Source organism: Geobacillus sp. C56-T3, from assembly GCF_000092445.1.
Classification (GTDB): Bacteria; Bacillota; Bacilli; order Bacillales; family Anoxybacillaceae; genus Geobacillus; species Geobacillus thermoleovorans.
On record NC_014206.1, the window covers coordinates 2,367,859 to 2,393,197 of the forward strand.

Here is a 25,339-nt window from a genome sequence, read left to right on the forward strand (position 1 = left end):
ACAAAACGATTACAAAAAGCGCCCCCTTTGTCGCGCAAAGGGGGCGCAGGCTACATCACCCGTTTAAATAGTTTTTCAATTTCATATGTCGAAAAATGAACGATGATCGGCCGGCCGTGCGGACAAGTAAATGGGTCCGTCGTCTGCCGCAGCGCCTCAAGCAAAGCGAACAGTTCATCCTGGCGCAAATGTTGGTTTGCTTTAATGGCGCGCTTGCAGCTCATTAAGATGGCCGCTTGTTCGCGCAATTGCTTGATGTCGACCGTTTTGGCCGCCAACGCTTGTTCGATCATTTCCTCGATGATTTCCTTTTCTCTCCCTTTCGGAAACCACGTCGGATGGGAGCGAACGAGAAACGCCCGCGGCCCAAACGGCTCAAGAAACACGCCGCAGCGCGCCAGCTCATCGCGGCAGGCGGCGATCCGCTCGTACTCGTCGGCTGGATATTCAAACATCAACGGAACGAGCAGCTCCTGCACTTCCTTCGTGGCTTCGCCGAGTTTTTCCCGGAAATATTCATAGTTGATCCGCTCTTGAGCCGCATGCTGATCGATCATATACAGCCCATGTTCGTTCTCCGCCAAAATGTACGTTCCATGCAATTGTCCGATCGGATAAAGCGGCGGCAGGCGATCGGCCGCCGCTTTATCCTCCGCTTGCCCATCTGTCGGCAAGCGGGGAGAGCACCGCTCTTCTCCCTCCTCTTCCTCCTGCTTTCGCTCGAAAGCGGGCCCATGTTCGTCCGGTATTCCACATTCATCCGTCTGCACAGCCGCGGATGGCCGCTCAGCCGGTGCGTCACCGGTTAGCGGCGCAAGAGGGGCGGTCGCATCTTCCCCGCCGCCGATGTCGCTCGATAAGACAGACGGCTCGCGGACGCGATGAGTGAACGTCCAAGCCGCCTGCTCCGCCTTTGGTTTTGCCATCTTGCTGTCGGCAGATACAGACGGAATGAGCGTCCGCTCGCGAAATGCCTGGCGGATCGCGTCTGTGACGAGCTCATTCAGCTCTGCTTCCTTGCTAAAGCGGACTTCGAGCTTTGCCGGATGGACGTTGACATCGACAAGCACCGGATCCATTTCAATGGATAAAAACACAATCGGATAGCGGCCGATCGGCAAGAGCGTATGGTAGCCGGCTTCAATCGCTTTCATGAGCGGCACGCTGCGCACATAGCGGCCGTTGACAACAAGCGAGATGTAGTTGCGCGAGGCGCGCGTCACGTCCGGCGGCGAAATGTAGCCGCGAACGGTAAAATCGAGCGATTCCGCTTCGATGGGGATCATTTGTCTCGCCGTCTCGGCGCCGTAAATAGCGGCGAGCACGTGCCGGACATCGCCGCTGCCATTGGTGGCAAGCAATGTTTTGCCCTGGTGGCGGAGGCGAAATGATACGTCCGGATGGGCGAGCGCTAGCCGGTTGACGACGTCGGCCGCATGGCCGAGCTCGGTGTGGATCGTTTTCATATATTTCAAGCGCGCTGGGGTGTTGAAAAACAAGTTTGATACGGTAATATCCGTCCCTTTGCGCCCCGCCGCCCGCTCGCGGGAGACGAGTGCGCCGCCTTGAAGCACAAGCTTCGTTCCCGGTCCGCTGCCCGTGCCGGTCGTCAGCTCCACTTCGGATACAGAAGCGATGCTCGGCAGCGCCTCACCGCGGAACCCGAGCGTGCGGATGCGGAACAAATCGTGCTCGTTGTGAATTTTGCTTGTCGCATGACGTTCAAAAGCGAGCAAGCAGTCGTCTTCCTCCATGCCATCGCCGTTGTCGATGACGCGGATTTTCGCCATTCCCGCCTCTTCAAGCTCGATGTTGATGACCGTACTATGGGCATCAATGGCGTTTTCCACCAACTCCTTGACGACCGAAGCCGGCCGCTCGACGACCTCGCCGGCGGCGATTTTGTTTGCCAGCAGGTCATCGAGCTTGCGGATGCGTCCCATCGGGCCTCCCTCCTTTACTTGAGGAGCTTTTGCAGTTCATACAGTTTGTTGAGCGCCTCAAGCGGCGTCATCTCGAGCAAATTGATCTCTTTCAGCGCCGCGAGCGCCTTTTTCTCTTTGCTTGAAAGAGGCGGCTCCACAGGCGCCGGGGCAAGGTCAGGAAACATGCTCAGCTGCTCAAACGCCGCTTCCGCCAAAATGCCCTCCCGCGCCGCGCCGGCTGACGGACGGGAGGCCTTCTCGCGCTCAACCTTGCTGCTGACGTCTAACGCTTCGTTCCCCTGAAAAGCCAAACCCGCTTCCGCCAAAGCGCCATCGTCCATCCTGCCTGCGGCGGCTTCCTGTTTTCCCGCCGCTTTCTCCAGTTCCGCTAAAATGGCCCGCGCGCGTTCAATGAGCGAAGCCGGCAGCCCGGCCAGCTCGGCGACGTGAATGCCGTAGCTCTTGTCGGCCGGCCCGTCGGCGATTTGATGCAAAAAGACGACTTTGCCGTTTTCCTCGATGGCGCGGGCATGGACGTTCGAAAGCCGCGGGAGCGAACGCTCCAAGGCGGTGAGTTCATGGTAGTGGGTGCTAAATAGTGTTTTCGCGCCGATATGGTCGTGAATGTACTCAATGATCGCCTGAGCGAGCGCCATGCCGTCGTACGTCGATGTGCCGCGCCCGATTTCATCAAACAAAATGAGGCTGTTTTGCGTCGCATGAGCGATGGCGTGGCGCGCCTCCAACATTTCGACCATAAACGTGCTTTGTCCTGCCGACAGGTCGTCAGCAGCGCCGATGCGGGTGAACACTTGGTCAAAAATGGGCAGCACCGCCCGCTCGGCGGGAACGAAACAGCCGATTTGCGCCATGACGGCGGTGAGCGCCACTTGCCGCATGTACGTGCTTTTTCCAGCCATGTTCGGTCCAGTGATGAGCAGCATTTCCCGCTCGCGGTTCATGTAGCAGTCATTCGGCACGTACATTTGCGCGCCGAGCACTTTTTCGACAACCGGGTGGCGGCCGCCTTGAATCACCAAGACGCGCTCCGTGGAAAACTGCGGACGCACGTAGCGATACTCGTCGCTGATCGTTGCGAATGATTGAAGCACATCAAGCTCGGCAATGGCTTTCGCCAACGTCTGCAGGCGCGGGATGTATTGCTTCACCTGCTCGCGAATGGCGACAAACAGTTCATATTCGAGTTCGATGCTTTTTTCTTCCGCCTCCAAAATGAGCGCCTCTTTTTCCTTCAACTCCGGGGTGATAAAGCGCTCGGCGTTGGCGAGCGTCTGCTTCCGTTCGTAACGTCCTTCCGGAACAAGGGGGAGATTGGGCTTTGTCACTTCAATATAGTAGCCAAACACTCGGTTGTAGCCGACTTTGAGCGATTTGATGCCGGTCGCTTCCCGCTCCTTCGCCTCAAGTTCAGCGATCCACGCTTTGCCGTTGCGGCTCGCATCGCGGTAGCGGTCGAGCTGCTTGTCATACCCGTCTTTGATGAGGTTTCCTTCTTTGACGGAAAGCGGCGGCTGTTCTTGAATCGAGCGCTCGAGCAAATCGACGAGCTCTTCGCACGGGTCAAGGCGCTCGCACAGCTTGTCCGCTTCAGCGACCGGCAGCGCGCCGACCGTCTGGCGGAGCGCCGGCACTTGAAGAAGCGACTTTTTCAGCTGCACGAGATCGCGGGCATTGGCGTTGCCGTAGGAGACACGGCCGACAAGGCGCTCAATGTCGTAAACGCCGCGCAGCCTGTCGCGCAGCTCCTGCCGTTCAAAATAGCTCGTTTTCAACGTTTCCACAAAATCGAGGCGCCGTTCGATTTCGCGCCGATCAATGAGCGGCCGGTCCAGCCATTGTTTTAAGAGCCGCCCGCCCATCGCTGTCACCGTTTCATCCAAAAGCCATAACAACGAGCCTTTCCTTCCTTTTGACCGCACCGTTTCGACCAATTCCAAATGCAGCTTGGAATGTCGGTCCATTTTCATATAGTGGTCAACTTGATACAACTCAGCCGGCTGCAAATGATCGAGCCGCCGCTTTTGCGTGCGGACGAGGTAATGAAGCAAGCGGGCTGCGGCCATCCGCAGCTTTTCTTGCGCCACATGGCCGATGACGCCGTTCCATTCGTCGCATAGAGATGTGTCGTCCTCATAAGAGACCGCCGCCCCGTACCGCTCTTTCAGCTCGCGCACCCACTCTTCGCCGCTGTCTGTGGCAACGATGATCTCCCGCGCTCCAACGGCGTGCAATTCGTTTGCCGCTTCCTCCCACGAAGAAAGAAGCGTCAATCGGACCTCGCCGGTCGACAAATCGGCGTAAGCCAATCCGTATGTACCATCAGCAAACGGCGTGAGCGCCGCCAAGTAGTGGTTTTCCTTCTCGGTGAGCCCTTTGCCTTCCATGAGCGTCCCTGGGGTGATGAGCTGCACAACTTCGCGGCGAACGACGCCTTTGGCCGTTTTCGGGTCTTCGACTTGTTCGCAAATGGCGACTTTATATCCCTTTTCGATTAACTGTTCAATATATCCTTGCGCCGAATGGTACGGCACCCCGCACATCGGCACCCGTTCATCGCCGCCGCCATCGCGGCTTGTGAGCGTAATTTCCAGCTCTTGCGCCGCCTTGATGGCGTCGTCAAAAAACAGTTCGTAAAAATCGCCAAGCCGGAAAAATAAAAACGCGTCCGGATATTGCGCTTTAATGTGCAAATATTGCTGAATCATCGGTGTGTACGATGGCATCGCTTCTCCCCAACCTTTTCGGCCCGAAGGCTCGTTGATTGCGCTACTATTATAACAAGCGGCAAAAGAAAAAACTAGGAAAGAAATTTCCTAGTTTTATTCTTCTTCGCCAAGCAGCAAATCTGGGCTTAAATCTTCTAATTCTTCATCAAGGTCATCCTCGTCGCAAAAATCGTCGTCCTTGCCGCAGCCTTCCGGATTGATGGCAACGCACACCTTCGTTTCGCCGATCACTTCGGCGACAAACTCCCGCTCAACATCGACGACGATTTTATTGCCGTTTGGCGAAATCGTGCATTCGAGGCAGTTCGGCTGCTGGATGACGCGGACGATGACATCGGTGTCATCGCTGATTAAATTATCTTTGTCGCGATATTTTAATTTGACGACGTCCGTATACGACACCGTTTCGGTGACGACTTCGGTTTTTGTATTGTGGTTGTACGAATACCAGACGTTGATGTCATAATGGCCGTGAATTTCGACCGTTTTATCGCATTTTTTCGCTTCATAACGGTGGTTGATGATCCAGCAGCCGAGAATGCTTGACGGGCGGTTCGGCGCCGTCACCGTATGGGTCGATTGTGTAAACTTGCGGCCTTTGCCGACAACAGCTTTCGTAATAATTTCTCTGTATTCAGACATCGAACGGAACCCTCCTCAAATGAATCTTCATTTCATCCTATGCGCCATCTCCGCTAATGTGCACAGCAAATGAATCATTATTCCGTATAGTTCATTGTATGCGCCTGCTCCGTTCGATGTGCCTTCTTTTTTGCCGCCAGGCAGCCGCCCGCGGTTCGGGGAAAGGGAGAGCGCGCCCATAAGAAAAAAAGCGCCCCAAAGGACGCTTTTGAGCCGCATGCCATTAATGGCAGCCGCCGTGTTTGTTGTAGCGAAGCGCGGCGCCGGTTTCGCCGCGCAGCACGTCGCCGCCCGTCGAAGCGAGAATTTCATCGGTCACCGTATTCGAAATCGTCGAGGCGACGAGCTGAAGCAGGTCGTTCACATCGGATTGGGACTGCTGGAATTCGCTGACGATCGGGATTTGCGACAACTCTTCGTAAATGGCGTCAATTTTGGCCTCAACCTGTTTCAGCGCTTCATGTTTTCCGTAATGCTGAAGGTTGACCGCTTGCTTTTGCAGCGATTTCAGCTCGTTGATCAACGTGCGCACTTTTTCGTTTTGGTGGATTTTTTCTTCCGCTCGTTTGAAAAAGTCGACTTCTTCCGTTTCGGCGATCATTTTCGCCAGCTGCTTCGCCTGGGCCAAGATATCATCCCGCGTATATTTTGCCATGTTCGTTCACCTCGATCGCTTCATTGACTAGCTCGCCCGTCAGCGTCCACGTCTTTGCCTGCGTAATGCGCACGTTGACCAATTGGCCAATGAGCGATTTGGGGCCGACGAAGTGGACGAGCTTGTTTTTGCGCGTATAACCCGCCAATACATCCGGATTCGTTTTGCTTTCGCCTTCCACAAGCACTTCGACGACTTGCCCTTCGTATTGCTTCATTTTCTTGGCCGCGATTTCTTGAACAAGGTCGTTGAGACGCTTGAGCCGCTCTTTTTTCACTTCCATCGGCACGTTGTCCTTCATGTTCGCCGCCGGCGTGCCTTCGCGCGGTGAATAGATGAACGTGTAGGCAGAGTCAAATTCGACTTCACGGTAAAGCGACAGCGTTTCTTCAAACTGCTCGTCCGTCTCGTTCGGGAAGCCGACGATAATATCCGTCGTCAACGCGACATCCGGAATGGCGGCTTTGATTTTGCGAACGAGCTCCAAGTACTCCTCGCGCGTATATTTGCGGCCCATCATTTTTAAAATTTCCGTGCTGCCCGATTGCACCGGCAAATGGATATGCTCAACCAAGTTGCCGCGTTTGGCGAGCACTTCGATGAGCCGGTCGTCAAAGTCGCGCGGATGGCTCGTTGTGAAGCGGATGCGCGCAATGTCAATTTTGCGCAGCTCATCCATTAAATCGCCAAGGCCGTACTGGATGTCGGTGAAATCTTTTCCGTAAGCGTTGACGTTTTGCCCAAGGAGCGTAATTTCTTTATAGCCTTGGGCGGCGAGCTGGCGCACTTCTTGGATGATGTCTTCCGGACGGCGGCTTCGCTCTTTGCCGCGCGTGTACGGAACGATGCAGTACGTGCAAAACTTGTCACAGCCGTACATAATGTTGACCCATGCTTTAATCTTCCCTTTGCGCACTTTCGGCAAGTTTTCAACAACGTCGCCCTCTTTCGACCATACTTCGACGACCATTTCTTTCGACATGTACGCCTCATGCAAAATGTACGGCAGGCGATGGATGTTGTGCGTGCCGAAAATAAGGTCGACGTATTGGTATTGCTTTAAAATTTTCTTGACAACCGATTCTTCTTGCGACATACAGCCGCACACGCCGAGCAATAAGTCCGGGTTCGTCGTTTTGAGCGGCTTTAAGTAGCCGAGCTCGCCAAACACTTTGTTTTCCGCGTTTTCACGGATCGCGCACGTGTTGAGCAAAATGACGTTTGCCTCTTCCGGACGGTCGGTCGGCTCATAGCCGAGCGCCATGAAAATGCCGGCCATCACTTCCGTATCGTGCTCGTTCATTTGACAGCCATACGTGCGGATGTAAAACTTCCGTCCGCGCCCCATGCCGCGAAACTCTTCAGGAATCGCAAAGTCTTTGACATACTTGACTTCCTCTTTGCCGCGTTTCTTCGCCTCTTTTAAATTCGGCGGGAGAAACACGCTCGTGAAATATTTCTCATAGTCTTTCGTCGTTTTTTCTTTCAGCCGGTCCAAGGCGGATTTTCTGTCCGCTGGATGGCTTTCGGTTTTGATTTGTCCCGTTTGCTCCAAACGTTGTTTTTCGTTCATAGCAATCTCCTTTCTTCACAAAATCATTCGATCATCCGGGACGAGCGGCCGCCTTTTCCTGTGCAGCCGGCCTCGCCTCGGCAAATTTCTTCCAACCACACACTACCATAGTATATCGCGAGCGGCAAGGAAACACAATGGGGTTTGTTCCGGAGGACCGGAACATGTCATGATAACAAAAAACACCCAATGAGGCAAGCCTCCATCGGGTGCAAATGGTTTCCATTTTTACATAAACTCTGCTACGAGTTCGGCGAACTTTTCTTTGCTCATTTTCAGCTCCGCCTCGGCAAGCGGCGCCTCGCTGTAGCCTGGCACAAGCTCTTGGTACGACTTTTGTTCTTTGTTTTGATAAATGATCCCGGTGACGAGACCATCGTATTTCATGACCGTCTGCATCGCCATCTCCCGGTCGGACGGGTCGTATCCTTCGATGTCGCTCACCTTGATGAGCCGCTCTTTGAACCACTCGTACGTATTCACTTTGTTGTACGTCACGCACGGGCTGAAGACGTTGATGAGCGCAAAGCCTTTATGCTTGACGCCTTCCTCAATCAAGCTTGTCAATTCTTTTAAATCGCTTGAGAAACCTTGCGCGACAAACGTCGCTCCGGCGCTTAACGCGATCTCAAGCGGCGACAAAGCCGGCTCGATCGACCCGTGCGGCGTGCTTTTTGTTTGGAAGCCGGCAGCACTGCGCGGCGATGTTTGTCCTTTCGTCAACCCGTAAATTTGGTTGTCCATGACGATGTATGTGATGTCGATGTTGCGGCGAATGGCATGAACCGTGTGCCCCATGCCGATCGCGAATCCGTCGCCATCCCCGCCGGCGGCGATGACCGTCAAATCGCGGTTCGCCATTTTCACTCCTTGCGCCAGCGGCAAAACGCGGCCGTGCGTGCCGTGAAAGCCGTAAGAGTGAATGTAGCCGGAAATGCGGCCCGAGCAGCCGATCCCGGAAATGACCGCGAGTTCGTGCGGCTCCAACCCGAGATTGGCGGCCGCGCGCTGGATGGCGGCCTGCACGGAAAAGTCGCCGCACCCCGGACACCAGTTCGGTTTCACATCATTGCGGAAATCTTTAAAGGTGGCCATTGCGCTAACAACTCCTTGCATTTAGTATAGACGTCGCCCGGCAAGAACGGATTGCCGTCGAATTTTAAGACGCTGGCGATTTTATCAGCGTGCCCGACGTTCATTTTCAACAAGTTCGCCAGCTGCCCGGTAGCGTTTTGCTCGACGACGACGACTCGTTTCGCTTTCTCGACAAGCGGCCGCACGTCGTCAACCGGGAACGGATGAAGCAGACGGATGTGCGCATGGTTGACTTTGACGCCATCTTGCTCGAGCCGCTCCATCGCTTCTTCAATGGCTCCGCGCGTCGATAAAAAGCCAACAAGGAGCAAATCCGGTTCTTCGTGGCGGAGTTGTTTGTGCACCGGCGTCGGGAAGTGGATGTGCTCAAGTTTGCGCATCCGTTTTTCCATTTGCGCCCGGCGGTTTGCCGCCGTCTCTGACGGGCGGCCTGTTTCGGCGTGTTCGACCCCGGTGACATGGTGGATGCCGTATTTTGTTCCCGGCAGCACCCGCGGCGAAACACCGTCCGGCGTGATTTCATACCGTTTGAAGTTGTCTTTGTCCGGAAGCGGCGGCAGTTCACCATTCATCAGCTTGCCGCGGCGGATCTCGATCCGATCGTAATCAAGCGGCTCAACCGTCTGCTTGCCGAGCGACAGCTGCAAATCCGACAGGAAAATGACCGGGCATTGGTATTCCTCAGCTAAGTTGAACGCTTCCGCCATATCGTAAAACGCTTCTTCGACCGTGCTTGGCGCCATGACAATTTTGGGAATTTCCCCGTGCGTGCCATAGATCATCGCGAGCAAATCCGACTGCTCTTGCTTTGTCGGCAAGCCGGTGCTTGGACCGCCCCGCTGCGTATCGACGACAACAAGCGGTGTTTCCGTCATCCCGGCCAGTCCAATCGCTTCGGCCATAAGCGACAACCCGGGTCCGGCGGAAGCGGTGAACGCCCGCACGCCCGCATAGTTGGCGCCGATCGCCATCGTACAGGCTGCGATTTCATCTTCTGTCTGGATGACCGCGCCCCCAAAATCCGGCAGCTTTTTAATCAAATACTCCATAATCTCCGAAGCTGGGGTGATCGGATAGGCGGCCATAAAGCGCGCCCCGCCGGCAATGGCGCCCAAGGCGATGGCATCGTTGCCAATCATGAACATTCGCCGTTTGCCGTCGGCTTTGGCTAGTTTCATCGTTTTCGTCGAACCATCGAGCTGCTCTTTCATATATTGCGCTCCAGCGCGAATCGCTTCCATGTTTTTCTCAACGACTTGCGCCCCTTTGCGCCCAAATGTATCAACGACAACACTTTCGAACACGGCGGCGTCCAAATCGAGCACCGCACTTGTCGCGCCGATGGCAACCATGTTTTTCATCAGCGGATTGCCAAGCTGTGTGGCGATATCGGTGAACGGAACGGCGTAAAGCGCCACTCCTTTTCCTTCCGGAATCACCGGATTGAATTTGGCGTCCGCCATGACGATGCCGCCGTCACACAGCTCGTGGAAGTTGAAGTCGATCGTCTCTTGGTCGAACGCCACCAAGATGTCCAAATCATCAGCGACCGCCCGCACCGGTTTTGTGCTGACGCGAATTTTGTTGTTCGTATGACCCCCTTTGATGCGTGAAGAAAAATGGCGGTATCCATATAAGTAATATCCGAGGCGGTTCAGCGCTGTGGAGAAAATTTCCCCTGTACTTTCAATTCCTTCCCCTTGCTGGCCGCCCACCTTCCATGACAGCTGTTCGATCATGCATTACACCCCTTTATATTCACTCCAGCCTTTCGCTACTATTGTACCACTTTTCTGACAAGGAAACTACCATTTTGGACGCCTTTTTCAGCCGGCGCCGCCGATGCCCTGTCTTCTATTCTAGGATACGCAGAGCCGATACTCAGTGATATTCGTCACTCCGGCAAATGGGCGTAGAAGTTGCCGAATAAAAAGCGGGATACTTGCTCGGCGGAGTAATGCTTGTACAACTCGTTGACAAGCCGCGCATATTCCCTTACCGTTCCAAGGCCGGCGACCGTCTCCGTGATGCCATCGAAGTCGGAACCAAACCCGACGTTGTTTCCCCCCCCGAGCGCGCATATATGGTCGAGATGGCGAAGCACATCAGCGATCATCGCCTCGTTTTTCTTCGCCGTCAAAAAATACGGAACGAAATTAATGCCGATCATGCCGTCTTTTTCGATCAACGCTTTGATCTGCTCGTCGGTTAAGTTGCGTGGATGCGGGCATAGACGATGCACGTTGGAATGGGAAGCGATGGGGAACCGAGCCATCTCGATGACATCCCAAAACGCTTTCTCCGATAAGTGGGACACATCGACCCATCGTTTTGCTTCATTAAGAAGCGCAACGACTTGCCGGCCAAACGCCGTCAGCCCGGCGCCGCGCTTCTCCCACGCTCCGTCAGCAACAGCGTTCGGGAAGTTCCATGTCAACCCTACGGAAGCGACGCCGAGGCGGAGGAGCGTCTTTAGCTTGACAAGGTTGGCGCCGATGGCGTCGCACCCTTCCAGCGTCAACATGGCGCCGACTTCCTCTTTTTTAAGGGCGGCGATATCCCGTCTCGTCCGCACGAACTTCACAGACGGAAACGCCTCGATCACATGGGTAAAGAAGATATCCACCATCTCCAGCGCAACAGTGAACCGGGCTTCCTCCGGCACCGTTTCCGGTATGTAGATGGCAAAGCATTGCACTTTCACCCCTGCTTCCGCCATCCCGGAAAGAGTGACGTGAAGCGAAGCTCCGTCGTAAAACGACAGAGAGCGATCTTGCCATAACTTCATCAACACATCGCAATGTGCATCGAAGATCATTCCGTTCCCCCCTTGAAAAAGCAAAAATAACCTGCCTGCCTTCGCAGCCGAAGGCGCCAACAGGTTATAGCCGCCATTGTCTGATCATCCAGTTAACGAGGTTCGACAATCAATTTGATCGCTGTCCGCTCTTCTCCGTCGATGATAATATCCGTAAACGCCGGAATGCAAATCAAGTCCATGCCGCTCGGTGCCACAAACCCTCGTGCGATCGCTACTGCTTTAACGGCTTGGTTCAATGCACCTGCGCCGATCGCTTGAATTTCCGCCGCGCCGCGCTCGCGCAGCACCCCGGCAAGTGCACCAGCTACAGAGTTCGGATTCGATTTTGCTGAAACTTTTAATATTTCCATTCCTAGCTCCTCCCTCGTTTCCTTGGAAAATGATTTCGGTAAAAGGTCTTCATTGTAACTATATTCACTGTTTCGACAACTATTCCTGCATGGGAGGAGGACATTTTAAAAAATTTTTAAAAGATGGACTATTCAAAATAAGGGTGGTCATCGTTAATGATCAACCGTTCAATGCGAAACGCCCGTCCGCTTTTTTCGTCTACATCAACAAAGACGGCATTCAATTGGCTTCGTCCTTCCTTGACGTCGAAACGAACTGGCAGCCCGGTTAAAAATTTGCGCAGCACCGCCTCTCGATCGACGCCTAAAATGCCGTCGTATGGACCGGTCATGCCAACGTCGGTAATGTACGCCGTCCCTCTTGGCAAAATGCGGTTATCGGCCGTCTGGACGTGTGTATGCGTGCCGATGACCGCGGATACGCGGCCGTCTAAGTACCAGCCCATCGCCTGTTTTTCACTCGTCGCCTCGGCATGGAAATCGACGATGATGACCGGCGTGCGCGCGGAGGCGGCGGCGATCAGCTCGTCCGCCTTTTGAAATGGGCAGTCAATCGCCGGCAAAAACGCCCGCCCTTGCAAATTGATGACCGCCGCTTCGCCATGCTCGGTCGGCACAAAGACGATGCCTTTTCCCGGCGTGCCGGGCGGGTAATTCGCCGGGCGGATCAGCGCCTTCGCCTGATCGATAAACTCAAAAATATCGCGTTTGTCCCATGCGTGATTGCCCAACGTGATCACATGAGCCCCCCAAGCGAGAAGCGCCCGGTAAATCGGTTCGGTGATTCCTTTCCCGCCGGCGGCGTTTTCGCCGTTGATCACAACAACGTCCGGCCGATGTTTTTCCTTCAGCCTTGGCAAATAGTGCTCCACCATTTTTTGCCCCGGCAAACCGACGACGTCGCCGATAAATAAAATTCTCATCCCTGATCCCTTTCTAAACGAAAAATATCGCCTTGCGCCCATCTCCGCATCGTTATACCCTCCTATTTTACGCACAAAAAAAGAAAGTGGCAATAGCCACTTTATTTCGCGTATTCGACCGCCCGCGTTTCGCGGATGACCGTCACTTTAATATGGCCCGGGTAATCGAGCTCTTCTTCGATTCGTTTGCGGATGTCACGCGCCAGCCGGTGCGCTTCCAAATCGTCGATCATATCTGGTTTGACCATAATGCGCACTTCACGTCCAGCTTGAATGGCGTACGATTTTTCCACGCCTTCGTACGATTCGGCGATTTCTTCAAGCTTCTCTAGACGACGGATATAGTTTTCCAGCGTTTCGCTGCGCGCTCCCGGCCGCGCCGCCGACAGCGCATCGGCCGCCGCGACGAGCACAGCGATGACCGACGTCGGTTCCGTATCGCCATGGTGGGAAGCGATGCTGTTGATGACGACCGGATGTTCTTTATACTTCGTCGCCAGCTCAACGCCGATTTCCACATGGCTTCCTTCCACTTCGTGGTCGATCGCTTTGCCAATGTCATGAAGCAAGCCGGCCCGGCGCGCCAGCATTTCGTCCTCCCCAAGCTCGGCCGCCATCAGTCCGGCTAAAAACGCCACTTCCACCGAGTGTTTTAAGACGTTTTGTCCGTAGCTCGTTCGGAACTTGAGCCGCCCTAAAATTTTGATCAAATCCGGATGCAAGCCGTGAACACCGACTTCAAACGTCGTCTGTTCGCCGACTTCGCGGATATGCTCATCCACTTCGCGGCGCGCCTTTTCGACCATTTCCTCAATGCGCGCTGGATGGATGCGGCCATCTTGCACAAGCTTATCGAGCGCGATGCGCGCCGTCTCGCGGCGAATCGGGTCAAATCCGGACAAAATGACCGCTTCCGGCGTATCGTCGATGATCAAATCGATGCCGGTCAACGTCTCGAGCGTGCGGATGTTCCGCCCTTCGCGCCCGATGATCCGCCCTTTCATTTCGTCGTTTGGCAAATTGACGACGGAAACAGTCGTTTCGGCGACATGGTCGGCGGCGCAACGTTGGATGGCAAGCGACAAAATCGCCTTTGCCCGTTTGTCTGCCTCCTCTTTCGCCCGCGTTTCCGCCTCTTTGATCATCATCGCAATCTCATGCGACAGCTCTTTCTCAACGCGCTCTAAAATGAGTTGGCGGGCATCGTCGCGCGTCAGGCCGGAAATGCGTTCAAGTTCGGCTTGTTGTTGTTTGACGAGCGCTTCCACTTTGCTTTCCATTTGTTCAATATGCTGTTGTCTTTCGTTCAACGCTTCTTCCTTTGCCTCAAGCAACGCCTCACGTTTGTTGAGCGCTTCATCTTTGCGGTCGAGATTTTCCTCCTTTTGCATCAGGCGGTTTTCTTGTTTTTGGAGCTCGCTTCTCCGGTCGCGGATATCACGCTCCGCCTCCGTACGCAGTTTATGAATCTCGTCTTTCGCTTCGAGAAGCGCCTCTTTTTTCAAGGCGTCCGCCTCGCGTTTCGCCTCCTCAATCAGCTGTTCGGCAGCGGCTTTCGCCCCGCCGATTTTCGCTTCGGCAATCGATTTGCGAACAAAAAAGCCAACAACGGCACCAATGACTAAGGCAAGCAAAGCGGAGATGATGATCGAACCCATCGTTTCACCTCCTCTTGCTGTTCGGTTTCCTTTCGCTCTCTCTTCTCACCGCCATGACCGGCGCAGATGGACATTCCCGTTTTCAATCCATTAGCTCAGTCGCTTGGCATAGCAATCGCCCGCGCAGCCTTCCGCACGAAGGCGGTCCGCCGCAGCGGGCGGGCGTATGGCCCTGCCGCGCGTATGGACAAATATACATGTTCATTGTAAAGGCGGCAATAGGAATTGTCAAGATATTACACCCACGCGGAGTCAGTCAAGACTTTGTGGAGAACATTTTTTCGGTTCACTACGGGCGTTGTCAATCACTAGTTAGCGAACCATTTTCAGGAATTAATATCGTAAGCGCTTTCGGACTCTCATCCCTCATCTTGAGGCGATGATACGATATTCCATTTTTTTACACCCAACCACCATCCCGGAGCGCCGACAACGCTTGATGGATCGGCGTCCCGGATGACCGCTGCAGACACGGTAGATTCTGACGCACCACATCTGCCCATAACCGTCCGGCCTTCCGTTTGGCCTGTTCGATCCGCTTGGACTTTGTTGAGGCCGAGACGGCCGACTGGGGCTCTTGCTCCTCCCACCGTCCCTTTCTCCACCCGATCCCGTCGATTCGGGCCGCCATCGCCCTCAGAAACGCCCGAAGCCCTTGGTCTTTCCAGCTGCGGCGGGATTTCACCCGATGCGCAAACCGGCTCATCACGCTCTCGGCGTGGCCCATCGGACGCATGCCGGTCGTCTCCACCCCTTGCTCCGACAGCCACTCCCGATAGTCCCGGATGCATCCCGGCATCGACTCGATCCGGCGGATCATGGCAGCCATCTGCTTCTCTTTCGCTTCGTCCTCCAACGTGCCGACCGCGCTGTTCAGCTCCACCAGAAGCCCCTCTTCGTCTTGTTTCGCCAGCTTCTTCCGCACCTCCCGCCAACGCGGATGGCCGGACAGACACTGACGCAGCTCCCGCGCCACATGAAATCGATCCAGCTGAAAGCACGCCCGCTTCCCAAAATACTCCCGGCAGGCCGTGATCCACGACGCCGCGTCGCCGTTGATGATCAAAAGGTCCCGGCACGGATCATAGGCATATTCGTTCATCAGCCACTCTTCAAACCGTTCCCACACGTCTCCCGCCCCTTCATGGAGGTAGTGGCGCCGGTTTACCAGCTCAAGCTGCGAACCGTTTCGTTTCCATCCCTCGTGAATCGCCAGGATTTTCTCTTCTTTCGCCCGTTTCCCTTTCCCCTGGCGGGAAATGAACAGCCCATCCGCCTCCACAAACAGCACTCGGCCGTGCCGTTTGGAAACAGGGTGGTGCAGCGAGACAGGGGCCTCCAGCACCAGTTGGCGAATCGCCTCGTGGCTCATGACCGCATACCCTACGATCGACTCGAGTGTGCGAGCCGCTTTGCGGTAGGAAGAGCACTCTACGGCCAACTCGACCGCCGTTTCCTCGAGGCAAGGACTGATCGATCGGGCCCCATCAAAGCCTAATTCGGCATCCAGCAAGAAGGTATAGTTCCCCGTTTGCCGGTCATAGTAGTAGTTCCGTCGAAACGTCACTTCTCCAAACAGCGTTTGGATCGTAGTCGGCCGTTTGTCTTTCAGCTGATACCGGCGCTTGTCCCGCGCTTCCGCCAGTTGTTGATCAATCTCCTCCAAAAGGGCCGCCAACAAGACAGCGAACACCTTTTGAAGAGTTCTGACTAATTGTTCCTCCAGCTCTTTTAATAAAGGCCATTCTGTGGTAAGATGTTTCATGGACTCTCTCCCTCCTGTTTTCGGTTGATGTTGACAATCACCATCATAGCAGGGAGAGAGTCCTTTTTGCATGACATTTGCTTTTTTCTACCGCGCTTCGCTTGGTGGCCCCGACGAGCGTCGCGAACAAAAGTTCGCAACCCTCGTCGGGGATCATTTCGGAATGTCACCCACAAATATTTTACTCACACCACCCACGCGCCTAGAGGATGACAACGGAACAAGACCGTTCCGCACGCCGTCCTTTTTAGGATTATCGCTCTCCTTGGCAGGCCGGACGGATGGAAAAAGGCGCCCCGGCAGCTTGCCAGGACGCCTTGTGCCGTTATTCTTCAAGCAATCCGAACCCGTCTTGCTGCGGTTCGCTCGTTCCCTCTTCAACGTCGATGCCGTAATGCTGGCGGATGGCGCGGGCGATCTCATCGGCGATGTGCGGGTTTTCCTTCAAAAATTGCTTCGCGTTTTCCCGCCCTTGGCCAAGCCGCTCGTCTTTGTACGAATACCACGAACCGCTTTTTTGCACGATGTCCAATTCGGACGCCATGTCGAGAATTTCCCCTTCGCGGGAAATGCCTTCGCCGTACATAATGTCGACGTCAGCCGTTTTAAATGGCGGCGCAACTTTGTTTTTGACGACTTTAATTTTTGTCTTGTTGCCGACCATATCATTGCCTTGCTTAATTTGCTCGGCGCGGCGCACCTCTAGGCGGACGGAAGCGTAAAACTTGAGCGCCCGCCCGCCCGGCGTCGTTTCCGGATTGCCAAACATGACGCCGACTTTTTCGCGAATTTGGTTGATGAAGATGGCGATCGTTTTCGATTTGTTAATGGCGCCAGACAGCTTGCGAAGCGCCTGGGACATAAGCCGCGCTTGCAAGCCGACATGGGCGTCGCCCATCTCCCCTTCAATTTCCGCTTTCGGCACAAGCGCCGCCACCGAGTCGATGACGATAATATCGACCGCGCCGCTTCGCACGAGCGCTTCCGCGATTTCGAGCGCCTGCTCGCCCGTGTCAGGCTGGGAAAGCAGCAATTCATCGATATTGACCCCTAATTTTTGTGCATAGATGGGGTCGAGCGATAGCGATAGGTAATAGTCACCCTCGGCATTACCCGGAGGGGCTATTTTCCCCCGCTTCACACCGTGCGTGCGAGTTTCCCCGCACACGGCGTTCCATCGAGTACCCCGGTTACTAATCCGCTCTAGACTTTACTAGTGTACGCACTTTCTGTATTCCTCGAGTTTCCTTATTGCGTTTGTTTTTAAGCGACTGAGGTTGACATCACTTAGATCCTTTAAATGGATCAATGTATGACATTTGTCGCAGACCGTTACGAGATTGCTTACCTTATTAATTTCGTTCAGCGGAAGTTTCGTATTGATATGGTGGGTTCTAGTGTTAAATGGCTGCAGAATGTCACCACATATTTTACATTTTCCTTTATCTCTGTTAAACGCATAACACCGATTCATGAAGAATTCGAAGTTGTAAATTTTACTAGACTTAACTCCTTGAATTAGGTTTAGGTAACCACTGTCTAATAACCATTGTGCTCTTACGGTCAGCGGCTTCTTACCCGTGTTTTGAAGCCTAATTCTTCTTCCTTCCGCTGTGTATGGTGTTTCCTTCTGATTTTTCTGGTTTGTTTTAATCCAAGTTGCGAACCCAATACTCATTATACCAAGCCATCTTCCATTTATTTTGATTGCAGGCACTTGTTCTGTTCTATCTGGGTACAGGGGTGCTAAGTTGTAGCATTGATTAGCAGGTATCCATTTCGCTCCATATCTCTTTAGTGCTTTGTAGGACGCATATTTAAGTTTTTCCTTAAATGGCCTTACATCTCTGTTGACGCTAGGAGCACTTGAGTAATAATTAATGATACCTCTAATTTTACTGTTAATTCGGTTGATGTCCGTTATAAGCCATTCTTGATTCGTGGCGAATTTTAGTTTACGCAGATCTTTCCTGATCTGTTCAACTTTCCCTTTAATTTTTTTCGTGTCTGCACTCGCGTATCCGATGTATTTTCCACCTTTACCGTGTGGTATCATTTTAATTTTGAAACCTAGGAATTTCATTGGTTTCTTCTTAATGTTGGTTATGAGTGTTTTGTCATCGGATAGTTCAAGTTTAAGGTTTTCTTTTAGATATTTCTTGATTCGATATTTCCATTTTTAGGCATTCCCCCTGCTATTGGTGAACAGTACCCAGTCGTCTGCGTATCTTACGTAGAACTCTGGTTTGGTTATTGTTGAGTGATCTCGGAGGGACTTGTATTTTGCCGTGCGAATGGTTGTACCATTTCGCATTTTCTTCTCTTCCCATTCTCTTGTTATCCATTGGTCGAGTTTATGAAGATACACATTGGCTAATAGTGGGGAGATAATTCCACCTTGTGGCGTGCCCATTTCATTTATCTTGGTTTCTTTTATAACTCCTGCTTTCAGCATGGCTTTGATAATCATGAGCATTCGTCTATCACGTATACCCATGTGCCAAAGCTGCTTGATCAGGATAGTGTGGTTCACGTTATCGAAGAAACCTTTTATATCTCCCTCTATCACCCAATTGTACCCTATTCGGTTACATATAAATACACATCTTTCGATGGCTTGTTTTGCGTCTCGGTAGGGTCTGAACCCATATGAGTGTTGAAAAAATTGTGCTTCAAGAATTGGTTCAATGACCATCCTCACACATTCTTGGATTATTCGGTCTGCGATCGTCAGAATGCCTAAAGGTCTCTTTTCCTTTTTCCCGGGTTTTGGGATATGGACCCTTCTGATCGGGTTAGGTGTATATTTCTTAAAGCATCTTTTAACGAAGTTTATCGCTTCGTCATAGTTCAGCGTTAGTATGTCGCTGATGGTTTTCCCATCTGTACCCGCTGTACTATTTCCTTGGTTTGATTTGATTTTGTGAATGGCGGATACGATCACGACATCGCTGCTTGCTATTTCGACCAATCCCTTAAATCTTGGAACATCACCTTTTTCCAGACATTCCTTTGTAATGGCGTACATCTTGTCTTGTAGGTCGCGGAATTCCTGCTCCGACCTAGGAATGATTAGTTCTTGAAACGTTTGGTTGATAGTATCAAATCCTTTCTAGCGGATTTGTACCATACACGTTTTTAGTCAGTTTTGCTCACCGAAACCCTTACGGATTTCCTCACGGCTTCCTAATCATTGTCTGGGTTAGTAACCTAGGGTACTCGACTATGCCCCTTCGCTCCGCAGGAGTTACCCTGCTTCATCACTACTACGGGCTGCTGCCCCACCCCTTCAGCAGTCATTTCCTCCTGCTTAGCGGCATCGGGATGCGCATCCCTTGGCATCCGCTGGGGTGGTTCACCTGTACCGCATCACCTATCCTTGCATGCTCCCTTAGGCTCCACCTCTGACCCGTCAGCCGCCTTTCTGCCCATGGTTGGAGGGCTCAAGGCAAAGATCCTCTACGGGATCAATCCAGACTCGGCAAACACGAATACCTCATCCAGGGCTGAACCTCACTTAGGAGGTGAGCGCCTTCTTTTTTCGGCGCCCCACGCCTTACGAGCCGTACTTCCGGTGGTTCGTTCCAACGCTATGCGTTCTCTAGCCATAGGAGCTTTATGGACCCCCGGCTACTTCGCTAACCGCTTCTCAGGTCTGCTTTTCGCCGTCCTCTCCGAGCTTCGTACAGCCATGTTGCGCACCATGACCGCACGTCGGGGTATTAGGGCGGGAATGCCAACCTTCATTCCCGTCTCGGATTTTCACCGAGCTCTCGGTGATGCAGTTAGGACCTACTCATGCTCAGTCCCGCTGACTTTTCGCACGGCGTTTCCGCCATACTTCAGTCAGCAACAGGTCGCACCGTGCTCTGCGTCGATGAAAGCTGCTTGCCCGCCCCGCTTTTGCACTTCAGCGATCGCGTGAAGGGCAACGGTCGTTTTCCCGGACGATTCCGGGCCGTAAATTTCCACAATCCGCCCGCGCGGATAGCCGCCGACGCCTAACGCGATGTCGAGCGCCAGCGAACCGCTCGGCACGACCGACACTTTGCGGTCGACTTGCTCGCCGAGCTTCATGATGGCCCCCTTGCCAAACTGTCGTTCAATTTGTTTTAATGCCTGCTCCAATGCAGCTTGACGATCTTGGTTCACTAACCTACTCCTCCTTATTCTAGGACTACTTATACTATACCGCGTTTTGCGGCCATTGCCAAGCAAAAAACGAACGTCCATTCGTTTTTTCGGTGGAGAAACTAGCAACAATCGCCATACTCATGCGGTGGAAAAAACGATGTGCGGTGGAGAATGGAGAAGGAAGGGGGCGGCCGATCAGCAGTCGGCCGCGAGCATCTCAAGCAGAAAAAAACAGCCGTATTTGGCGGTGCGGATGCGAATGGCATCACGCGTGCCGGACAGCGTCAGACGGTGGACAGTCGCATCGCGCCCGCGGACGGCGATGCCGATATACACGGTGCCGGGCGGGTGGCCCTCAAGCGGATCGGGTCCGGCGACGCCGGTGAAGCTGATGCCGATATCCGCATCGCACATCGCGCGGACGTTTTCAGCAAGCAAACGGGCGCACGGCTCGCTCACCGCCCCTTCTGCCTCAAGCAGCGGGCGCGGTATGCCAAGCACCTGTTCTTTGACGCCGTTTGTGTAGCAGACGACACCGCCCTGCACGACTTGCGACGCGCCGGGGATGGCGGTGAGCTGTTCGAGGAAAAGGCCGCCGGTCAAACTTTCGGCCGACGCGATCGTCCATCCTTTTTCTTTTAACCGCTCGAGCGTCTTTGTAAACAACGTTTCATCGTTATATCCGTAGCAGTGGCGGCCGACGCGCGCCAAAATGGCCGCTTCCACTTCGTCAAGAAGCCGCTTCGCCTCCGCCTCATCCTGATGCTTCGCTGTCAGACGAAGCGTCACTTCACCGTCGCCGGCCAGCGGCGCGATCGTCGGATTCGACTGGGCGTCGATCAAATCCGCAATCGCCGTCTCGAGCGCTGATTCACCGATGCCAAAAAAGCGGAGCACGCGCGACTCGATGCGCTCGGAAAGCGAAAACGTACGGCGCAAAAAGGCGTTTCCGTATTTTTTGAACATCGGCCGCATTTCTTTCGGCGGCCCGGGCAGCAGCATGTACGTAATGCCGTCTGCCACAAGCGCCATCCCTGGCGCCATGCCGTGCTCGTTTTTCAGCACCGTCGATCCTTCCAAGACGAGCGCCTGCTTTTTATTGTTTTCTGTCATCGGCCGGTTTGTGCGGGCAAAATACACCTCAATCGCTCGGAGCGCTTCCTCGTCGATCACGAGCCGGCGGCCAAGCAAACGGGCGATCGTCTCCTTCGTTAAATCGTCTTTCGTCGGGCCGAGGCCGCCGGTGAAAATGATGAGGTTCGCTCTCGTTTGCGCCGTTTTCACCGCCTGTTCGAGGCGGCCGGCGTTGTCGCCGACGACGGTATGGAAATAGACGTTAATGCCAAGCATCGCCAGCTGCCGCGACAAAAACTGGGCGTTCGTATTGGCGATTTGCCCAAGCAACAGCTCGGAGCCAACGGCAATGATCTCCGCGTTCAACAGACTTTCTCCCCCTTTGCGGCCGGCTATTTCGAATGGGAAAACGCATGTCTGTTTTTCGCAAAATAATCCCAGCCAGACCAAATCGTGAAAATGACCGCCACCCACAGCGCCAATTCAGCGAACGGAAACGAAATGAGCGAGAAAGGGAAGTTATGTAACAATAAAGCGGAAATGGCGACAATTTGCGTCCATGTCTTGATTTTGCCAAGCATGTTGGCAGCGACGACTTCCCCCTCGCCGGCAAGCACGAGCCGCAAGCCGGTGACGGCAAACTCGCGGCTGATGATGACAATCACCATCCACGCCGGAACGGCCCCGAGCTCGACAAGCACGATCAGCGCCGCCGACACAAGCAATTTATCGGCAAGCGGATCTAAAAATTTTCCTAAATTCGTCACCAACCCGTATTTGCGGGCATAGTAGCCATCGATCCAGTCCGTCGCTGAGGCGATGATGAAAATGAGCGCGCCGGCAAGATGGGCCACCGGAAGCTCTGTCCCGCCGATTTGGATGCTTCCCCACCCGAACGGAACGAGCATCACGATCAAGAAAAACGGGATGAGCATAATGCGCGCTACCGTAATTTTATTCGGCAAGTTCACCACAAATACCTCCGCTCATTCAACATAGTTCAGTCCGTGCGAAAAGCAGGCGCCTTCCTGCGGAAAAGCGCCCTGTTCCATCATTTCTTCAACACGAAATGCAGCTTTTGGTATACTTCCTCTTTCGGGGCAAACGGATAGGCAAACGGCTGGCCGTTTACCTTCATGTCGACGTCCAGCGTACGCCCGATTTTCACCCATACTTCGCTTTCGGCCGACAGATCGAACGTTTTCGTCTGCCCGCTTGTCAAGTTTCCGCGGTAAAACGTATGGCCTTTCGTATTGTATACTTCGACCCATGACGTTCCTTTGGATGAAAGCTCGATGGAAAACGCGCCGGAGCTGGCGACTTCAATCGTCGCCGTGTTGCCGCGCTTTTCCGTCACATTCATCGCCGCACCCGGCTGTTCTTCTTCGCCAGTCGGCGCTGGCTGTTCATTTTGCTGTCCGTTTTCATTCGTTGCCTTCTCGTCCGTTTCCTTCGCCGGCTGCTTTTGTTTCGCCTGCTCAAGCGGCGAATGTTTCGGCTTTTCGACCTCCGCTGTTTTTGGGCTTGTCTTTGTCGGCGGCTCATTTGCGGCGCCGTGCTGGAGCAGCACCCAAACGAGGACAGCCGCCCCGATGACGACCGCCGCGACAATCACTTTCGGCAGCCAATCGAGCCATTTCGCCCCCTCGGCAGACAGTTGCTGGCGCGTCTTCACGCGCGACAGCGTCTGCGGAATGTCATCTTGATAAGACTGGGGAATGTCCTGTTTATACTGTTCAAACAGCTCATCCGGATCAAGTCCGACCGCTTCAGCATATTGCCGGATGAAGGCACGCACATAAAAATTTCCAGGCATGATGGCATAGTTGCCTTCTTCGATGCCGATCAAATACCGCTTTTGAATTTTCGTCATCTCCTGCAGCTCGTCCAAACTCATCTTTTTTTCTTCCCGTGCTTCCCGCAAACGTTTTCCTAGTTCCGTCAACGGCCAACACCTTCCACTTTTTTTAAATTAAAACCCAAATTCGGAAAACCCGTCATCGCCCAACAATGACGGGCGGTCAATCGCTTCGTAGGAAATATCTTCGTCCGGTTCATGGCGCAGCTCAATAATATAATCAAAATCATCGAGCGTGTATTCCGTATGGCGAACAAACATGTCCGGATGCTCGACGACTTTCGTCGCCTCAAGGCGCATGAGCTCACGGATGAGCTGCCAGTGCTGCTCGTTCCCGCGGCGCGTTGAAACGATGCCGTCGATAATGAAAATGTTGTCCTCGCTATACTCATCTTCCATCAACTGCGTGCGAACCGTCTGTTTAATCAGCGTCGATGAAACAAACAGCCATCGTTTGTTGGCGCACACGCTGGCGGCGACGATCGATTCTGTCTTGCCGACGCGCGGCATCCCGCGAATGCCGATGAGCTTATGCCCTTTTTCTTTAAAAAGTTCCGCCATAAAATCGACAAGCAGTCCAAGTTCATCACGGACGAAGCGGAACGTTTTTTTGTCATCGGCATCGCGCTGGATATAACGGCCGTGGCGGACGGCGAGGCGGTCGAGCAGCTTCGGCTGGCGCAGCTTCGTCACCGTAATGTTGTCCATCGTCCGCAAGATCGTCGCCAACCGTTCAATTTGCTCGTTATTGTCGCACAAAAGCAACATGCCGCGGCGCGAATCCCGGACACCGTTGATCGTCACGATGTTAATGGACAACATACCGAGCAGCGAAGCAACGTCGCCGAGCAACCCCGGGCGGTTGACATGAATTTCATATTCCAAATACCATTCCTGCTTGCCCATCCCGTCTCCTCCCTTGCCGGTGTCCGCACGAACGCCTTATGCTAAGTTCATACTACTATAATTATAAATGGAAAAGCAACCGAAAAGGAGGAAGAAAAAAGAGAGGGAGGCCCCTCTCTTTTACCGGGTGATTATTTTTGTTGGACCAGCTTGACCATCATGTTGGCAAGGGCGTGCTGCTCTTTTTCATCCGCAACGCTCCAAAGATCAGCGAGCACCCGTTCTTCCGGGTTTTTCGGGTCGACGTGTTTCGCCAAATAATCCCCGATTTGGTAAGCGACATCTGTGATCACTTGCTGAGTCAATCCTTGCTGTTGCGCTTGTTCTAAACGTTCCGCCAAAAAGTCTTTCCATTGTTCAAAGTTATCCAGTACCGACATGTCAATCCCTCCTTGTTGAATGTTTCAAGGATAGTTTGCCTGCCGAACCGGAAAATATACGTTCAACAATACCAGCCGCCGTTGACGGAAATGACTTGGCCGGTGATATACGAAGCGGCATCAGACAGCAAAAACGCCACCGTTTCTGCCACCTCATCCGGGGTGCCGAGCCGGCCGGCTGGAATTTCGTCAGTGAGCGCTTCCAGCTCCTCAGGACGAAACACCCGCAGCATATCGGTATCAATCGCCCCCGGTGCAACAGCGTTGACGCGAATGCCGCTTGGGGCAAGCTCCTTGGCCAGCGCCTTGGCAAACGCGTTCTGCCCTCCCTTTGTCATCGAGTACACCGCCTCGCACGAAGCGCCGCACAATCCCCAAATCGAGGAAATGAACACAATATGACCGCGCTTTCTCGCCACCATTGATGGGATCAGCCTTTTGATGAGCAACGCCGGGCTTGTCATGTGAAGCCGCACCATCCGCTCGATTAATTCATCGTTCATGTCGGTCAACAATCCGTAATAGCTTGCACCGCTGTTGTAAACGATGGCATCAACCGGGCGATCGATTTGCGAAACGAGCTTTTCCACCCCATCCGGTGCCGACAAATCGGCCTCAATCGGCACAATATGCACATCGTTAAGCTCTTCTTTCAGCGCTTCAACAGGCGCCCGTCGCCGATAGTAATGGAGAAAAAGTCCGTACCCCTCCCGAGCGAGCACACGGGCGATGCTTTGTCCGATGCCTCCAGAGGCTCCCGTAATCAAGGCGTAGCGCATGAAACCATCCTCTCCTTTTTGCCGCAAAAAAGCATCCTTCTCAGGAAGGATGCC

21 protein-coding genes and 1 pseudogene are annotated in these 25,339 nt (G+C 53.7%); all 22 read right to left on the reverse strand.

The window, feature by feature from the left end; all coding sequences use genetic code 11:
- Positions 1-50: 50 nt before the first annotated feature.
- Positions 51-1,943, reverse strand: coding sequence for a DNA mismatch repair endonuclease MutL (gene mutL / locus GC56T3_RS11695; protein ID WP_013145699.1), 1,893 nt, complete (start codon positions 1,941-1,943; stop codon positions 51-53).
- Positions 1,944-1,957: 14 nt separating this feature from the next.
- The gene (mutS, locus tag GC56T3_RS11700; protein ID WP_013145700.1) at positions 1,958-4,669 is read right to left on the reverse strand and encodes a DNA mismatch repair protein MutS; all 2,712 of its coding nucleotides are present in this window, start codon (positions 4,667-4,669) and stop codon (positions 1,958-1,960) included.
- A 96-nt stretch (positions 4,670-4,765) separates the two neighbouring features.
- Positions 4,766-5,314 (reverse strand): outer spore coat protein CotE, encoded by a 549-nt coding sequence (locus GC56T3_RS11705; RefSeq protein ID WP_011230804.1) that lies wholly within the window; start codon positions 5,312-5,314, stop codon positions 4,766-4,768.
- A 223-nt stretch (positions 5,315-5,537) separates the two neighbouring features.
- Positions 5,538-5,969, reverse strand: a complete 432-nt coding sequence (locus GC56T3_RS11710; RefSeq protein ID WP_011230803.1) for a RicAFT regulatory complex protein RicA family protein — start codon at positions 5,967-5,969, stop codon at positions 5,538-5,540.
- Positions 5,947-7,542, reverse strand: coding sequence for a tRNA (N6-isopentenyl adenosine(37)-C2)-methylthiotransferase MiaB (gene miaB, locus GC56T3_RS11715; protein WP_013145701.1), 1,596 nt, complete (start codon positions 7,540-7,542; stop codon positions 5,947-5,949). The genes GC56T3_RS11710 and miaB overlap by 23 nt, the downstream gene beginning before the upstream one ends.
- Positions 7,543-7,770: 228 nt before the next feature.
- Positions 7,771-8,637, reverse strand: a complete 867-nt coding sequence (locus tag GC56T3_RS11720) for a 2-oxoacid:ferredoxin oxidoreductase subunit beta (RefSeq protein ID WP_011230801.1) — start codon at positions 8,635-8,637, stop codon at positions 7,771-7,773.
- Positions 8,604-10,376 (reverse strand): 2-oxoacid:acceptor oxidoreductase subunit alpha, encoded by a 1,773-nt coding sequence (locus GC56T3_RS11725; RefSeq protein WP_013145702.1) that lies wholly within the window; start codon positions 10,374-10,376, stop codon positions 8,604-8,606. Before GC56T3_RS11725 ends, GC56T3_RS11720 begins: the two co-directional genes overlap by 34 nt.
- Before the next feature lie 155 nt (positions 10,377-10,531).
- Positions 10,532-11,455, reverse strand: coding sequence for a dipeptidase (locus GC56T3_RS11730; RefSeq protein ID WP_013145703.1), 924 nt, complete (start codon positions 11,453-11,455; stop codon positions 10,532-10,534).
- 92 nt (positions 11,456-11,547) lie between these two features.
- A complete protein-coding gene (gene spoVS / locus GC56T3_RS11735) occupies positions 11,548-11,808 on the reverse strand; it encodes a stage V sporulation protein SpoVS (RefSeq protein WP_003251598.1) in 261 nt (86 codons plus the stop codon).
- Between the two features lie 128 nt (positions 11,809-11,936).
- Complete coding sequence (locus tag GC56T3_RS11740; RefSeq protein WP_011230798.1) at positions 11,937-12,731, reverse strand: TIGR00282 family metallophosphoesterase; 795 nt, start codon at positions 12,729-12,731, stop codon at positions 11,937-11,939.
- Positions 12,732-12,832: 101 nt separating this feature from the next.
- On the reverse strand, positions 12,833-14,389 hold the full coding sequence (rny, locus tag GC56T3_RS11745) for a ribonuclease Y (RefSeq protein ID WP_011230797.1): 1,557 nt from the start codon (positions 14,387-14,389) through the stop codon (positions 12,833-12,835).
- Positions 14,390-14,789: 400 nt separating this feature from the next.
- Positions 14,790-16,154, reverse strand: coding sequence for an ISLre2 family transposase (locus tag GC56T3_RS11750; protein WP_013145704.1), 1,365 nt, complete (start codon positions 16,152-16,154; stop codon positions 14,790-14,792).
- Positions 16,155-16,479: 325 nt separating this feature from the next.
- Positions 16,480-17,295 carry a recombinase RecA gene (recA, locus tag GC56T3_RS11755; RefSeq protein WP_021322290.1) on the reverse strand — a complete coding sequence of 272 codons (816 nt, stop codon included), beginning with the start codon at positions 17,293-17,295 and terminating at the stop codon, positions 16,480-16,482.
- A gap of 72 nt (positions 17,296-17,367) precedes the next feature.
- Positions 17,368-18,237 carry an HNH endonuclease gene (locus GC56T3_RS20000; RefSeq protein ID WP_227456648.1) on the reverse strand — a complete coding sequence of 290 codons (870 nt, stop codon included), beginning with the start codon at positions 18,235-18,237 and terminating at the stop codon, positions 17,368-17,370.
- A gap of 96 nt (positions 18,238-18,333) precedes the next feature.
- A complete protein-coding gene (locus GC56T3_RS20005) occupies positions 18,334-19,182 on the reverse strand; it encodes a reverse transcriptase domain-containing protein (protein WP_227456649.1) in 849 nt (282 codons plus the stop codon).
- Positions 19,183-20,018: 836 nt separating this feature from the next.
- A pseudogene (locus GC56T3_RS11765) lies at positions 20,019-20,306 on the reverse strand (DNA recombination/repair protein RecA); the annotation flags it as partial.
- Positions 20,307-20,483: 177 nt separating this feature from the next.
- Positions 20,484-21,728, reverse strand: a complete 1,245-nt coding sequence (locus tag GC56T3_RS11770; RefSeq protein WP_013145706.1) for a competence/damage-inducible protein A — start codon at positions 21,726-21,728, stop codon at positions 20,484-20,486.
- A gap of 26 nt (positions 21,729-21,754) precedes the next feature.
- Positions 21,755-22,333 carry a CDP-diacylglycerol--glycerol-3-phosphate 3-phosphatidyltransferase gene (gene pgsA / locus GC56T3_RS11775; protein ID WP_011230793.1) on the reverse strand — a complete coding sequence of 193 codons (579 nt, stop codon included), beginning with the start codon at positions 22,331-22,333 and terminating at the stop codon, positions 21,755-21,757.
- 80 nt (positions 22,334-22,413) lie between these two features.
- Entirely contained in the window at positions 22,414-23,307 is an 894-nt protein-coding gene (locus tag GC56T3_RS11780; protein ID WP_013145707.1) for a RodZ domain-containing protein, read from the reverse strand.
- 27 nt (positions 23,308-23,334) lie between these two features.
- Complete coding sequence (locus tag GC56T3_RS11785) at positions 23,335-24,126, reverse strand: DUF3388 domain-containing protein (RefSeq protein WP_011230791.1); 792 nt, start codon at positions 24,124-24,126, stop codon at positions 23,335-23,337.
- Positions 24,127-24,257: 131 nt separating this feature from the next.
- On the reverse strand, positions 24,258-24,506 hold the full coding sequence (locus GC56T3_RS11790) for a DUF3243 domain-containing protein (protein WP_011230790.1): 249 nt from the start codon (positions 24,504-24,506) through the stop codon (positions 24,258-24,260).
- A gap of 62 nt (positions 24,507-24,568) precedes the next feature.
- Entirely contained in the window at positions 24,569-25,312 is a 744-nt protein-coding gene (ymfI, locus tag GC56T3_RS11795; protein ID WP_369769986.1) for an elongation factor P 5-aminopentanone reductase, read from the reverse strand.
- Positions 25,313-25,339: the final 27 nt, after the last annotated feature.

Bases quoted from the DNA above. Each gene is read 5' to 3' on its own strand.
- GC56T3_RS20005 (WP_227456649.1), bottom strand. From the start codon at position 19,182: ATGTACGCCATTACAAAGGAATGTCTGGAAAAAGGTGATGTTCCAAGA.
- GC56T3_RS11720 (WP_011230801.1), bottom strand. From the start codon at position 8,637: ATGGCCACCTTTAAAGATTTCCGCAATGATGTGAAACCGAACTGGTGT.
- mutL (WP_013145699.1), bottom strand. From the start codon at position 1,943: ATGGGACGCATCCGCAAGCTCGATGACCTGCTGGCAAACAAAATCGCC.
- GC56T3_RS11725 (WP_013145702.1), bottom strand. From the start codon at position 10,376: ATGATCGAACAGCTGTCATGGAAGGTGGGCGGCCAGCAAGGGGAAGGA.
- spoVS (WP_003251598.1), bottom strand. From the start codon at position 11,808: ATGGAAATATTAAAAGTTTCAGCAAAATCGAATCCGAACTCTGTAGCT.
- rny (WP_011230797.1), bottom strand. From the start codon at position 14,389: ATGGGTTCGATCATCATCTCCGCTTTGCTTGCCTTAGTCATTGGTGCC.
- GC56T3_RS11705 (WP_011230804.1), bottom strand. From the start codon at position 5,314: ATGTCTGAATACAGAGAAATTATTACGAAAGCTGTTGTCGGCAAAGGC.
- mutS (WP_013145700.1), bottom strand. From the start codon at position 4,669: ATGCCATCGTACACACCGATGATTCAGCAATATTTGCACATTAAAGCG.
- GC56T3_RS11785 (WP_011230791.1), bottom strand. From the start codon at position 24,126: ATGGGCAAGCAGGAATGGTATTTGGAATATGAAATTCATGTCAACCGC.
- GC56T3_RS11730 (WP_013145703.1), bottom strand. From the start codon at position 11,455: ATGATCTTCGATGCACATTGCGATGTGTTGATGAAGTTATGGCAAGAT.
- GC56T3_RS11710 (WP_011230803.1), bottom strand. From the start codon at position 5,969: ATGGCAAAATATACGCGGGATGATATCTTGGCCCAGGCGAAGCAGCTG.
- miaB (WP_013145701.1), bottom strand. From the start codon at position 7,542: ATGAACGAAAAACAACGTTTGGAGCAAACGGGACAAATCAAAACCGAA.
- GC56T3_RS11790 (WP_011230790.1), bottom strand. From the start codon at position 24,506: ATGTCGGTACTGGATAACTTTGAACAATGGAAAGACTTTTTGGCGGAA.
- GC56T3_RS11750 (WP_013145704.1), bottom strand. From the start codon at position 16,154: ATGAAACATCTTACCACAGAATGGCCTTTATTAAAAGAGCTGGAGGAA.
- GC56T3_RS20000 (WP_227456648.1), bottom strand. From the start codon at position 18,237: ATGAAATTCCTAGGTTTCAAAATTAAAATGATACCACACGGTAAAGGT.
- GC56T3_RS11740 (WP_011230798.1), bottom strand. From the start codon at position 12,731: ATGAGAATTTTATTTATCGGCGACGTCGTCGGTTTGCCGGGGCAAAAA.